The following is a 13039-nucleotide window of genomic DNA, read 5'->3' on the forward strand; positions in this document are numbered from 1 at the left end:
TTTAAAGATCTAGTCACTCTAAATCAAGAATGTATGTATTTTATAAATGTGTTTTTTATAGAATAATTAGCTAACAATAATATCTAAAGAAGGAAGTTTTATGGTTACCGCGCTTTACGCATCTATTCTCGCATTACTGCTCATCTGGCTCGCTTTTCAAGTCATCAAGCAACGCCGCAGCAACAAAATCGCTTACGCCGATGGTGGAGTTGAGGCGCTTCAAATCGCTCGCAGCGCACAAAGCAATGCAAGTGAATACGTTCCTATCACACTCATTTTAATGGCGTTATTAGAATACAACGGCGCTTCGCTACTGTGGATACACCTTGCTGGTATTGTATTTGTGATTGGGCGTGTGATTCACGCAAAGGGAATTCTCGGTGAGGATTTAAAAGGTCGAATTACAGGGATGAAGTTAACCTTCTTTACTATGATTGGTTTAGTAGCCCTTAACTTGATCTATTTACCTTACGGGAGCTTATGGTAAAAAAATCGACATACTTACCGCCTGCATGGCTATTGGTGTTTGTTGGACTGGTTCTTAATATTGCTGCGATTATCTTAACCAGTGTTGTGTTAGATAAACTCGGTAAAGAGATCAGTTTACTGGCTGAACAAAAAGCCGATAACCTCTATTCGATACAACTCGCTTGGAATAGTGTCGAAACATTGGAGCGAAAGCGGGAAGTATTGTTGTTGCATTTGCACCTTGCTCAGAGTGAACCTGTTTCAGAAGAAATGAACCAAGTGTTGAGAGGGCATTTGTCAGCATGGACAGGGCAGGAAGTAAGTCCAATCCAAATTGAACAGTTACCTAATCTGATGTCTGAGATCAATCAGGCGCAAAATAACTACCGTAATCGTATAGACAGCTATTACCTTGCCAACTTGGAAACCACGGAAGTGATGACAGGTTTGGAAGAAAAGATGGCTTGGTATAAAAGTATTGGTTTGTTTCTTCAAGTCTTCGGTTTGGCATTAATTTTAGCGCGAGATCTCGCCCGTAAGCCATAAATGAATTGAAGATTGTATTTGCATATTGCAAGGTCTTGTTCGCAATATGCAATAAGTGGAAAGTGGTTAGTGTGATTATTCGTTCAATTTGACTGCAAATGATTAAATAACAATCGGTTTTACTGCATCGAAAAGTTGGCATGTCTAATGCTTTAGTTTACATGACCCTTTTAAGCCGAGGGTCACCTAGCCAACTGACGTTGTTAGTGAACCAGATTGTTCACAGAAATATATAGCCAATCACCCAATTGTGATTGGCTTTTTTTATTCCTGTTAGCCAGGGAACACAGGTCCTGAAGTCTGCTGACCCTAGCGAATGTTGATAGTGTTGTCGCGCCTGTCGTACATGTCTGGGGTGGTGTGCAGACCGCCAGCATATCCAGCCGCTTCCAATGTTTCTCTCACTTCTCGCACATCTGCCGCCGTCACTTCCTGCTGTTGATCCCCGAGATGCCTACGTACAAAGGTAATGAGCTCGGCTAAACGTGCGTCAGAGAGGATATCCTCAAAACTTGCCATCGGCATGAAGTTACGCTCCGGATCAATATAGGTAGGCTGCAAGCCACGCACCGTTACCGCAATAGTGTTGAATGGGTCACTGTGCATGATGATGCCATTGTTTAAGAGCGTTGGTGCTATAGGGTCTCGACCTTTACCATCGTTCCCATGACACGCGCCACACGTTTGTTTGTAAGTAGCATAGATCGGATCTTGATAGGCAGCTTCATCGAACCCTTTCGGCTCTAAAGGCACCGCATCGGCAGCAATGAAGTTGTTTACGTCACCGCTGAGTAGGTAATAGGACATGGACTCGATGTCTTCGCGCGTCATCAAACTCAAGCTGTTTTTGACCACGTCAGCCATCCCGGCAAAAGCGGTACCTTTGTCTGAGTGGCCAGTGTGCAAGAAGTCGGTTAGTGTTTTCTCATCCCAACCGCCCACATACAGCTCTGTAGACGTAATGTCAGGTGCGTTCCAACCATCTATCAAGTTGCCTTGGAAGATGCGTTCAGGGATTAGCGCTTGAGCAATGTTACGCGGCGTATGGCACTCTGAACAGTGCCCTAAACCTGCCACCCAATATTTACCTTTCTGCCACTTCTCGACGTCCTCCACCACGCCCTCAAGCTCTGAATGTAGGTTGTAGTCGATAGGGTCGGTGTCCATAAAGACAATGTTCCAACCAAGGAGACCAAGACGAATGTTCGAAGGGAACATCATGTGGTTTTCATCGTTACGACGCGCCACGGCAGGGATAGACTGCATGTACTCCCACAAATCCGTCATATCTTGTTCAGTCAGATATTGATATGAGGTGTAAGGCATAGCAGGGTAGAGATAACCATGTTTGCCTTTACCTTTTACGAGTGCATCACGAAAGTCATCATAGTTATACTCACCAATACCTTCACTGGCATGAGGCGTGATGTTAGTGGAGTAGATGGTACCAAAAGGCGTAACAAACGGCAGACCGCCCGCAAAAGGTTCGCCACCTTCCGCACTATGACAAGCGACACAATCACCGGCGTGTGCCAAGTACTCGCCACGTTCGACAGACTCGGCATTAAGCGCTGAGAGTTTTTGTTCTTCCTCTTCGCCTGCTTTATGGATGTAAGCGCCAATGGCGAGGATCTCATTTTTGGAAAGCTGGTTTTCAAACGCTGGCATCAGATTATTCAAACCGTAATTGATGGTGTGTTGAATCTCTTCGATGCTGCCGCCATGAAGCCAAACGCTGTCTGACAAATCAGGCACACCGGTTTGTTGGTTTGCGATGGAGCCATCTCCATGGCATGAAGCGCAGTATTCCACAAACAGACGTTTACCAAGTTCAACTTTTACCTCTGGCACGTCACTGTGGCGTTGATTGAGAGAGGCGAGGTAGTAGGCGACTTTATTTACTTCGTCTTTTCTCATTACCTCTACCCATCCCGGCATAGCACCGTTACGCCCTTTTGCGATGGAGTGAATAATGGCATCGTCATCTCCACCATACATCCATTCTTTATCGATAAGGTTAGGAAAGTGTTTTTGCCCTTGCGCGTTATCTCTATGACAAGCGGCGCAATGGGTCTGAAACAGCATGCGTCCAGTGCGTACTATGTCGGTATTTTGTGCAAGTACCGCCAAAGAGGTGTTTGTTACTCGGCTAACCTGCTGATCGAGTGTGGTCGAAGGTGAGCTGAGTTTGTCATTTCCTTGGTCATAATTCACCAATCCTTTCCATTCACCTAGCCCTGGATACAACACTAAATAGCCTGCAGAGAGTAAAAACGCGACAGCGTAACTTATAAACAGCAGCTTAGGTGGTGGGGCATCTTTCTCATCTATACCATCAAAAGAAGCAATGGTGTGGTCTTGATCTGCTCTGTGGTTGCTCCGCCAATACTTGACGATAACACTCACCATAAGGGCAAAAAATATTATGGTGCAGGCAACTGCCCACCAGTTCCAGAATGTGCTCATGGTGCCACCTCCTGTGCAGTGTCTTGACCAAGGCTTTGAAGGTAACGAATCAAAGCTTCACCTTTGGTTTTACCTCGAATTTGTAGACGTGCGTCTGATATCTCTTGGTCGGTGTAGGGTACGCCTAACGTACGCAGTGTTTCCATCTTGTTGCCAATGGCATTACCAGACAGAGTTTGCTCAAACAACCAAGGGTAAGCAGGCATGATGGATGTTGGTACAACTTGGCGTGGATCGATAAGGTGCAATACATGCCATTGGTCCGAATATTTCCGACCTAGGTTGGTTAAGTCTGGTCCAGTACGTTTAGACCCCCACAAGTTTGGGAACTCGTAAATATCATCAGACTCTTGGTTAGCGCGACCATTGCGCTTGATTTCTGGTTCCAATGGGCGAACCATTTGTGTGTGGCACACATGGCAACCTTCGCTGATGTAGATATCGCGACCCGCAAGCTCAATTGCGGTTAGGGGCTTAGCTAAACTGCCTTTGGCGATGTCATCCGTGCGAAGAATATTCGGCACAACCCAAACTGCGAGTGAAAAAGAAGCTACAACCACCGTGGTGATGATTAAGATGATAACCGAGTGAGTAAAGTCTTTGCTCATCTTATGCCTCCTTTGCCACTAGTACGGATGGAGAACGCACGGTCTTATACAAGTTAAACGCCATCAGGAACAAACCAAGTACAAAGAGTGCGCCACCGAAGAAACGTAAGAACAACCATGGCGCTTTAAAGTTCATGGCTTCAATAAAGCTGTAAACCAGTTCGCCATTCTCGTTTTGGGTTAGCCACATGTAGCCTTCGCCAATGCCTGCTACCCAAAGTGCGATAGCGTAGATGGCGACACCAGCATGGGCTAGCCAGAAGTGCCACTTGATCAAACGCTGCGACCAAAGTTCGGTTTTGTTCCAGAGACGCGGGATAAAGTAGTAGAACACCGCAATGCCGGACATGCCCACCCAACCTAATGCGCCAGAGTGAACGTGCCCGATCACCCATTCGGTGTTATGCGCTAACATGTTGAACCAGCGAATCGCCAATAGAGGACCTTCAAATGTGGCCAAACAGTAGTAAAGAATTGCCGAGAAGAAGAACAGGCAAATGTAGTCAGACTTGAGCTTCTCTTTGTTTTGTAGAAGTGTCATCGCACTGTTGAAAGCGCCTGCCCAAGAAGGAAGCCAAAGGATGAGAGACATGATGATGCCAATGTTTTGCACCCAAACAGGTACTGATGAATAAACCAAATGATGAGTACCTGCCCAAGTGTAAAAACCAACCAACCCCCAAAAGTGGATCACAGACAAACGGTAAGAGTAGATAGGGCGGTCAGCGGCTTTAGGTATGAAATAATAGTTCATACCAATCACACCGGCAGTCAGCAAAAAGCCTACCGCATTGTGACCCCACCACCATTGCACGATAGCGTCTTGTGCTCCGGCAAACACAGAATAGGACTTCATCAAAGAGACGGGCATGGCAAGGTTGTTCACGATGAAGATCATCGCAATAACAATGATAAAGGCGGCGAAGAACCAGTTCGCAACGAAGATATGGTCAACTTTCCGCTTCGCAATCGTGCCGAAAAACAGCACAGCGTAGAGCACCCAGACCAAGACGATCAGTACGTCGATTGGCCATTCTAATTCTGCATACTCCTTAGATGTCGTGTAGCCAGCCGGTAACGTAACGAGTGCTAAGAACAGCACCAATTGCCATCCCCAGAAAACCATCCAAGATAAACTTTGGTTAAAGAGATTACAGCGTCCGGTGCGTTGAGCGATGTAGAGAGAAGTACCCATCAAAATGTTGACGACAAAACCGTATATCACACCGGAAGTATGTAATGGTCTCAGGCGACCGAATTGGAAGTATTGAGAATCAAAGTTGAGCACGGGCCAATATAACTGCGCGGCAAGAATGACACCGATGATCATCCCTGCAATAGCCCACACTAACGATGCCAACACAAAATACTTCACAACTTGAGTGTTGTATTGAGTTGCTGCTTGTTCCATAAGAACGCTCCTCGTTTAAGGCTGCGGCTCGTTACCTAACTGTGAGTAGTAATGGGCGATGTCTTCGATATCTTGATCAGAAAGTGCATCAGCTTGCTGCTGCATTAATACCGCCAGACCACTTGTGCGCTCACGCGCTTTGTAATCCTTCAAAGACGAAATTAGATAGCTCTTTTTCTGACCGCGCAAATTCGGGTAGGCGTCGATAGTAGAAATTCCGTCGGTACCATGACACGTCATACATACTTTCGCCTTTTCCTTACCAACCTCAAATTGAGCATCGGTATTGGTGTCGGATGCGAAGGTGATCGGAGAGAAGCACATAGTGACGACGAGAGTCGTCTTCAGCACTGTGCTCATGCATTGTGTGTTCTTTAATCTCATCACTGATTCCCTAGTAATTTGAATGCGTTTTCACTAACTTGGGCGTTTTACAAACAGGTTCTTCGCTCTTATTCGTGAGGAGAATGAACGGGTTTGTTTTTTATTGTTGTAGGTTAAAGAGTAAGCAGGTACTGGCGATATCGCTATGTACAAGCCGATTTAGTTGTGGTTTTCATTACTAATACGCGCCAACTCGATGGATTGGACAAAATCATTACCAATAAAACTAAAGTGAAAAGAGGTGCTTAGCTTTTGCCTTTTGAAAAATGGTGAGTTTTGTTTGATTTGAGTGGGCTCAGTATTGTTTTAAGAGGTGAAGGAAATTGAAAACCGCCCTGATTTATACCCACTAGACTTTTAGATCGCCGCCGCGTCTACAAACTAAGTTATTCTCGCTGAACCTAGCATCTCGAGGCTACTTGGGTATAAGCAAGAGCGGTTAGAGAATAGGAGATCTTTCAAAACACATTATCGACCACGGTAGATCATCATGTCGTAGATATGTGTGATGGATATTGGATCGGCTTCGATAGTACTCACGCGAAAAGAGGAGATAAGACTAAACAGAGAGCCGAGCGCAATTGGAGCAATGATAAGCAAGGCGATCAGAATGAAAAAGAGTACGGTTGAATGTCTCATAAAGCACCTCCTGACGTCTGTTTTGTTTCGTTGCTATTGTAACATTTTGCCCCGAATTTAGACTTAGGTTATTCCGTACTGTATTTGAGTTTTTACCTAAAGGATTACTTGTTATTCTGATGGTTTCAAATAACAAAATAATGACAGGGTTTCACAGTAATTTTCTCGATGATGAATTAGTCACAATGTATACTGTGAACGCTTCGCAAACGTTAACACTCCTCAGTCTAAGTACACATTTAGTCCAGCATTTGCGATGTAAATATAACTAGCAATCACGTATTAAAATCAATGATATATGAACCCCTTACGAATCCTTCGTAGGGTCTTTTTTGTGAGTAATTATGTTTAACTCAGAACGCAAAGCTGCATTCGTGCTCGTCGCTACTACGATGATCGCGGCATTAGGGTGGATCTTCTCTAAAGAAACCATTCAAGGTCTCCCACCATTCGGATTTATCGGTCTGCGATTCACTATCGCTTCACTGTGTTTGTTGCCTCTGTGTATCAAACCGCTTCGTGCTGCCAACAAGAAAGATATTTTTGCCGCGGCAGGCGTTGGTGTGCTTTTGGGAGGCGCGCTGATGTGTTGGATCTATGCGATTTCAATCAGTGATACGTTAGGTGAGGGCGCATTCATCATGAGCCTATCAATGCTGTTCGTACCCATTGTCGCGTGGATTATGTTTCGTCAAAGACCTCAACGAATTTTTTGGGTGTCACTACCAATCGCGATTCTTGGCTTAGGGTGTTTGTCTTTAGCTGGTGGTTGGCAACAATCTAGCAGTCAACTTTGGTTCTTAGGCGCTGCTTTGATGCTCGCTCTGCACTTCAACGTAAACAGCAAGTATTCGCAAAAATTGCCTGTGTTGTTACTGACGTGCATCCAATTGTTTGTCACGGGTTTGATTGGTTTGTTGATTTCATCTTTGGTGGAAACGGTGCCAACTGAAGTATCGACGTCTATCTGGATTTGGTTTGCGCTGAGTACGATTTTGGCAACCAGCTTGCGTTATGTGATGCAAACCATGGGACAAAAGTTTGTCCAAGCGGGTAACGCTGCACTGATTATGATCCTTGAACCTGTCTGGACAGTGATCTTGAGTGTGATTTGGTACGGCGAAGTGCTGACCTCCAATAAACTCGTTGGTTGTGCGCTTATCTTATTCTCTTTGGTGATCTACCGAACTGGCGGTAGACTCCGCTTTCCAAAATCTCGTTACCGTCTACAGTAGTGTAAACAACAATGCCAGCTCTCATTTGTAACATATTTTGTTTTTAGATGGCATGCGCAGAATCGTAAAGAAAACGACCTGAGAAATTTATCAATAAGAATTACGGTCTAGAATTAACTGGTGTTTCAACTGGGTCAGAATATGTTTATACATGAGTTAAGCGATGTTAAGAGCAATGCTATTGGAGAGGATACGAGAGTTTGGCAGTTTTCGATTATATTTGCGAATGCTGTTATAGGCTCCAACTGCAACATATGTGCTCATACTTTAATCGAGAATGATGTCGTTATAGGTGATGACGTAACGATAAAATCAGGTGTTTATGTTTGGGATGGCATCACTATTGAGGATGGGGCGTTTATTGGTCCTTCAGTGGTGTTTAGTAATGATAAATATCCACGTTCAAAAGTATATCCAGAGAAATTTATGAGGACATTGGTTCAACGAGGAGCATCAATAGGAGCCAATGCAACAATTTTACCAGGGATTACAATTGGAGAGCGTTCAATGGTTGGTGCTGGTGCCGTTGTTACAAAAGACGTTCCTTCAAAAGCTATAGTAATGGGAAACCCTGCTAAGGTAGTAGGTTACGTAGCGTAATCGCTATTAAATGTTAGATTTAACGGTGATTGCATGTGGTTGATCACCGCTCTAGATTTATACTGCTTCGGGATGTTTCTTTGATCAGTACGGCGACTCTTGATACCTCATTCTTTTTGATTCCTGTGTAGACCCAACTGTATACCCAAGTAAACTCGAGATGCTAGGTTCAGCGAGAATGACTTGGTTTGTAAACGCGGCGGTGATTTAAAAGTCTAGTGGGTCTAAATCAGGAGTCGCCAACAAAGTATACAAACCAAGACCCTTACTATTTGCAAAGAGTGCCCTTTGGAAGCGTGTCATTGACTCGCTTTTCTATTAAACCAATGGCTAAGTCAAACAACTTGGAAAGAGCTGGCTATTACGCTGCGTTGTTTTCCTTGCTTGTTTTCGGTAAATAGGGAATCAATGACAAAGCTCTGAATCCAGCGTCTTGAAGTCACTTAGGTATATTCATCAGTTGCCATAATTGGGCTGTTTTCACAAGAGGTCAATAGAGAATGTTAGGTATCTCGTTAAGAAGGTCCTTTTGCTTTTTGTGCATGATTGGTCATCGGCTTCCTGCCTTTTGCTAAGTGGCGCATGCCGTTGCACTTTGATATCGGAATCAAAGCTAACTACGAGATTTAACCCCAAGCAATCAAACTTTATGGCAAGGAATGTTCACATCTTCACTTTCGTTGGCGTTGAAGAAGAAAAGACGTTCGTCTTGAATAAAGTAATTTAAATCAGACTCAAAACCGACCAAACTATCTTTATCTCTGATAAACAGGGGAGACTCTGTTGGTGTCAGATTCCAATCGACAGTGTTGAATTTTTGCTGAATTCGCTGACCGTCTACGTCATTTTTTGCTGTGAGTACAATTTCAAAAGGTTCTTTTAAACCAGACTTATGATTGAGCACGCCTGATTGATAATAAATCACGCTGGTATTCGAAGGAAAATAGATAGTTGTATACTCTTCGATGCTTTTATATTGACGATATGCTGCAGAGGTGAAACCTGCCTTTGCTTCAGAACAACGCCATCGAGTTCCGCTAAAATCGTACTCCTCAAATTGCCCGTAATAGACGGCAAATGCAGACGCAATGGCTGCGAATACAATCGTTAAAATTCGCATATAGCCTCCTTATTTACGTAAGAGTCAGCTATATATTGTCGAAGGTGCTCTCTCTGAACATTAAAGTAGCGATACACATGGTTTTTATTTCCGTTAGGTTTTTGAAACCAAATGGTTAAAGCCACCATATTTGGCTCATAGATCGAGGGGAAAAGGCGTATGTACACGTCCGCATTGCATTGTGATTGAGCTAGTTCATTGAGTATCTGGTTTAAATCACTGGCAGAAATAAACCCATGAGTTGCGTCATGCAAATAGAAATTGGTTTGACCAACGACTAGGTGTTTATAGTTATCTTTTTTTATGTAGTTTGGCTTCACAAAAAGTGGCTTAACACATAAAAGGGTGAATAAAGCGGTAAGAGCACTAATGACATACACCGTTGCAAGAAGAAAAGTACTGGCTTTCTTTTGCACACGAAGGGGGTGTTTTACTCTTTCATTCTCAATATTGCGAATGGCTTCTGAAGCAGGCTCTGCAATCTGAGATACTGGTTGTAGCAAGACTTCAATGGATTCGGCTTGAATAAAATAACCGACTCTACTGATGGTCTTGATTTCCGCGTTTTGTGCTTTCAAAGAAAGAAGATTACGACGCAGACCCGAAACCACGTTGGTTAGTGCTTGATCGGTCACGACCAATCCTTCCCAGCATGTCTCGAAAAGCTCTTCTCGGGATACGGGCTCATTTTTCTGCAAGAGCAGCATAAGAACCTCGTAAGGAAGAGGTCTGAGAACTATTGTATTTCCATTTTGATTACGTAACGTCCTTGTTGCACATTCTAAAGTTAAGTTTGAAAACTGAATCGATTTCATTGCTAAATTGGCTTTTTAGAAGGCAACTTCTATCTCGATAAACGAGATTAAAAAGTTAAGAGAACCTAATTTTATTTTGAAAGCGGCACAGTCTACCGAGATTAATTTATAAATCAAGCTGACAGTTTAAATGAAAATAAACCTTTAAAAATCATTGGTTTGATATTTTTGAACGTTTTTTAAGCCTCTCTTTTAATAGGGATATGTAAATATAAATGTAAAAACAATTTGATTTCCGTTTAGTTATTGATTGAGCTTGCTTTTAGAGTGTGCCGAAACAAACAACACGGTAAAGATAATTCAAAATGAAAAAGACTCTTCTTCTTACAGCACTCGTTTCTAGCTTTGCATCTGCTCACGATGTGAGTGGTTTTTACCTTGGTGCAGGTGTCGGAAGCACTGATTTCGATGATGCGGGATTCATGAATGATGTAAGTCACCAACTCGCTCTACAATCAGGAAGAAGCGTTCCGTTGACCTCAGATACAGACGGCTCTGCTTACAAATTGATTGCTGGCTACCAAATCAACCGCATTATTGCTATTGAAGCGCAATACACTAAATATGCGGATACTGATGTGAAAGTGCACAATATCTCAGCCCTAAAACTAAGCCACGATACGTTTACTGTAGCAGCAAATGTCGGTTACACATTCAACAATGGGCTGCGTCCTTTTGCGACGCTTGGTTTAGGTTCAATCAGTTACGAAGTAAAAGAAAATATCACAGGCAAAAACTACAATCATAAAGATGATGGCGGCACGGTTCGCCTCGGTATTGGCTTGGAATATGCGCCAGTAATGCTAGGCGGTCTTGCATTCCGTGCAGGCTATGAAGTTGACCATTACACGCTAGAAACTCCGATTAAAGATTACGACCAGTCTATTGGCTCTTGGTATGTTGGTTCTACTTACAAGTTTTAACGCCTTTTTTATCTAAAATTCATCGTACTTAGAAGATACAAAGCAGCCCTGTTAAGCAAGGCTGTTTTTTTGTTTTATGATTAACGTTGTTTTAATACCATCGATACCTTCGAGGTAGGCTGGCGGTTTAGCTCTTCACTGATCATCCACCCGGCTTTTGCAAGCAACTCCAAATCTACTCCGGTCTCGATTCCTAAGCCTTGGCAAAGGTAGAGCACATCTTCGGTAGCAACATTACCTGAAGCGCCATGAGCGTAAGGGCAACCACCAAGCCCAGCCACACTACTATCGATGGTATTGATGCCCATCGTTAAGGCTTGGTAGATATTCGCCAACGCTTGTCCCCATGTGTCGTGAAAATGCACCGCAAGCTTATTGGTTGGGACTTTTACTTGTACGGCTTCTAACATTTTAGCGATGCGTATCGGCGTGCCTGTACCTATGGTGTCTCCAAGTGAAAGCTCATAGCAGCCTAATTCCATCAGCAGGTTAGCGACTCTTGCGACTTGCTCGGGCTTGGTTGGCCCGTCGTAAGGGCAGTCTGCCACGCAAGATAAGTAACCCCGAACGGGAATGTTATGCTTTGCTGCCAATTCCATTACTGGTTCAAAGCGGGTAAGACTATCCGCAATCGAGCAATTGATGTTGTGTTGGCAAAAGCCCTCCGATGAAGAGGTGAAGATCGCGACTTGGGTAGCGCCGGCTTCTAGTGCCTTTTCAAAGCCTTGCACATTAGGCGTTAGGGCTGAGTAGATGACGTTGTGGCGGCGGGTGATTTTCTTCATAACATCGAGTGAGTCCGCCATTTGAGGTACCCATTTAGGCGAGACAAAAGAGCCTGCCTCAATATGGGTGAGTCCTGTATCTGAGAGTAGGTCGATTAAGCGGATCTTGGCTTGCGTGGACACCGGTGATTCGTTTTGCAGACCGTCTCTCGCACCTACTTCGACAATATTTACCTTGTTTGGCAAATTCATTTCTTGCCCTTAGTTGGCTTGTTTATCCAACCCGGTTCTCGTTTCTCCAGAAAGGCTTGCAAGCCATCTTGTCCTTGCGGCGATACGCGAATGTCGGCGATGAGCTGGCTCGTGTATTGGATAAGCTGACCATCAATCGGATTTTGGTGGCATTGATGACATAACGCTTTGGCTTTTCGCATCGCATCTGGGCTATTGAGCAGCAAAGAATCAATCAAGCTTTCTACCACGGCTTCGATTTTATCCAGCTTATGAACCTCATGCACAATGCCAAACTTTTCAGCCTTAGCGGCGTTAATCACTTCGGCGCTGAGTATGTAACGACGAGCTTGTCGGTTGCCCATTGCTCGCATGACATAAGGAGAGATGGTTGCTGGAACCAGCCCCAGTTTGACTTCACTCAAGCAGAAGTTCGCATTCTCCGCTGCGATGGCGATATCACAGCAACAGATCAAGCCCAATGCGCCACCAAAAGCGGAACCTTGCACAACCGCAATAGTAGGCTGAGGGAAAGCGTCCAATGTATGCATCAGACGTGCAAGGTTCTGCGCGTCTTCTAGGTTTTGCTTTCTGGTGCTACTTGCCATGGATTTCATCCAATTCAAATCAGCACCAGAGGAGAAATGTTTGCCGTTTCCTCGAAGCACCAAGCATCTAACATCGGTGCGCAGAGCGAGGTAATCCAGCCTGTGGATCAACAAGTCAATCATGCAGGCATCAAACGCATTGTGCTTCTCTGTGCGATTGAGCGTAAGCGTTGCGACGCCGAATTCATCGACGTTCCAAAGTACTTCATCTTGTCGTTGGGTGTTAGGGATGATACTCGGTTGATGATCCTGCATGTGAC

At 44.3% G+C, this 13039-nt stretch carries 14 protein-coding genes; 5 read left to right on the forward strand and 9 right to left on the reverse strand.

From position 1 onward, the window contains the following. Positions 1–100 precede the first annotated feature (100 nt). Positions 101–487 carry an MAPEG family protein gene (locus tag OH463_RS09130; RefSeq protein ID WP_005449392.1) on the forward strand — a complete coding sequence of 129 codons (387 nt, stop codon included), beginning with the start codon at positions 101–103 and terminating at the stop codon, positions 485–487. Next, positions 481–1014: a hypothetical protein gene (locus OH463_RS09135; RefSeq protein WP_038898728.1), complete on the forward strand. Its 534-nt coding sequence runs from the start codon at positions 481–483 to the stop codon at positions 1012–1014. The genes OH463_RS09130 and OH463_RS09135 overlap by 7 nt, the downstream gene beginning before the upstream one ends. Before the next feature lie 309 nt (positions 1015–1323). Here OH463_RS09135 and OH463_RS09140 read toward each other — a convergent pair whose 3' ends face one another. From OH463_RS09140 to OH463_RS09160, 5 genes are all read right to left on the reverse strand, one after another. Continuing rightward, entirely contained in the window at positions 1324–3480 is a 2157-nt protein-coding gene (locus OH463_RS09140) for a cytochrome c (protein WP_269991059.1), read from the reverse strand. After that, on the reverse strand, positions 3477–4088 hold the full coding sequence (locus tag OH463_RS09145; RefSeq protein WP_005451574.1) for a cbb3-type cytochrome c oxidase subunit II: 612 nt from the start codon (positions 4086–4088) through the stop codon (positions 3477–3479). Before OH463_RS09145 ends, OH463_RS09140 begins: the two co-directional genes overlap by 4 nt. 1 nt (position 4089) lies before the next feature. Then, positions 4090–5499 carry a cytochrome-c oxidase, cbb3-type subunit I gene (gene ccoN / locus OH463_RS09150; RefSeq protein WP_005451576.1) on the reverse strand — a complete coding sequence of 470 codons (1410 nt, stop codon included), beginning with the start codon at positions 5497–5499 and terminating at the stop codon, positions 4090–4092. 15 nt (positions 5500–5514) lie between these two features. Continuing rightward, a complete protein-coding gene (locus OH463_RS09155; protein WP_050936004.1) occupies positions 5515–5883 on the reverse strand; it encodes a c-type cytochrome in 369 nt (122 codons plus the stop codon). Positions 5884–6351: 468 nt separating this feature from the next. After that, a complete protein-coding gene (locus OH463_RS09160; RefSeq protein ID WP_009696160.1) occupies positions 6352–6522 on the reverse strand; it encodes a hypothetical protein in 171 nt (56 codons plus the stop codon). A gap of 344 nt (positions 6523–6866) precedes the next feature. Between OH463_RS09160 and OH463_RS09165 the strand changes: the two genes are divergently transcribed. Together OH463_RS09165 and OH463_RS09170 are read left to right on the forward strand one after the other, a co-directional pair. After that, complete coding sequence (locus OH463_RS09165; RefSeq protein ID WP_269991060.1) at positions 6867–7757, forward strand: DMT family transporter; 891 nt, start codon at positions 6867–6869, stop codon at positions 7755–7757. 141 nt (positions 7758–7898) lie between these two features. Continuing rightward, on the forward strand, positions 7899–8357 hold the full coding sequence (locus tag OH463_RS09170) for an acyltransferase (protein ID WP_026000198.1): 459 nt from the start codon (positions 7899–7901) through the stop codon (positions 8355–8357). A gap of 640 nt (positions 8358–8997) precedes the next feature. Here the strand turns inward: OH463_RS09170 and OH463_RS09175 are convergent. Both OH463_RS09175 and OH463_RS09180 read right to left on the reverse strand, forming a co-directional pair. Further along, on the reverse strand, positions 8998–9477 hold the full coding sequence (locus OH463_RS09175) for a hypothetical protein (protein ID WP_005451582.1): 480 nt from the start codon (positions 9475–9477) through the stop codon (positions 8998–9000). Next, positions 9465–10292: a winged helix-turn-helix domain-containing protein gene (locus OH463_RS09180; protein WP_269991062.1), complete on the reverse strand. Its 828-nt coding sequence runs from the start codon at positions 10290–10292 to the stop codon at positions 9465–9467. The genes OH463_RS09175 and OH463_RS09180 overlap by 13 nt, the downstream gene beginning before the upstream one ends. A gap of 305 nt (positions 10293–10597) precedes the next feature. Here OH463_RS09180 and OH463_RS09185 point away from each other — a divergent pair, with 305 nt between their 5' ends. After that, the gene (locus tag OH463_RS09185; protein WP_009696165.1) at positions 10598–11215 is read left to right on the forward strand and encodes a porin family protein; all 618 of its coding nucleotides are present in this window, start codon (positions 10598–10600) and stop codon (positions 11213–11215) included. Between the two features lie 80 nt (positions 11216–11295). On the opposite strand, the gene OH463_RS09190 is transcribed toward OH463_RS09185, so the two are convergent. Both OH463_RS09190 and OH463_RS09195 read right to left on the reverse strand, forming a co-directional pair. Beyond that, positions 11296–12192 carry a hydroxymethylglutaryl-CoA lyase gene (locus OH463_RS09190; RefSeq protein WP_269991064.1) on the reverse strand — a complete coding sequence of 299 codons (897 nt, stop codon included), beginning with the start codon at positions 12190–12192 and terminating at the stop codon, positions 11296–11298. Next, complete coding sequence (locus tag OH463_RS09195) at positions 12189–13034, reverse strand: enoyl-CoA hydratase/isomerase family protein (protein WP_009696167.1); 846 nt, start codon at positions 13032–13034, stop codon at positions 12189–12191. The genes OH463_RS09190 and OH463_RS09195 overlap by 4 nt, the downstream gene beginning before the upstream one ends. Positions 13035–13039: the final 5 nt, after the last annotated feature.

Origin of the sequence: Vibrio sp. NFR (assembly GCF_027587095.1) — a bacterium.
In the GTDB taxonomy this organism is placed as follows: Bacteria; Pseudomonadota; Gammaproteobacteria; order Enterobacterales; family Vibrionaceae; genus Vibrio; species Vibrio harveyi.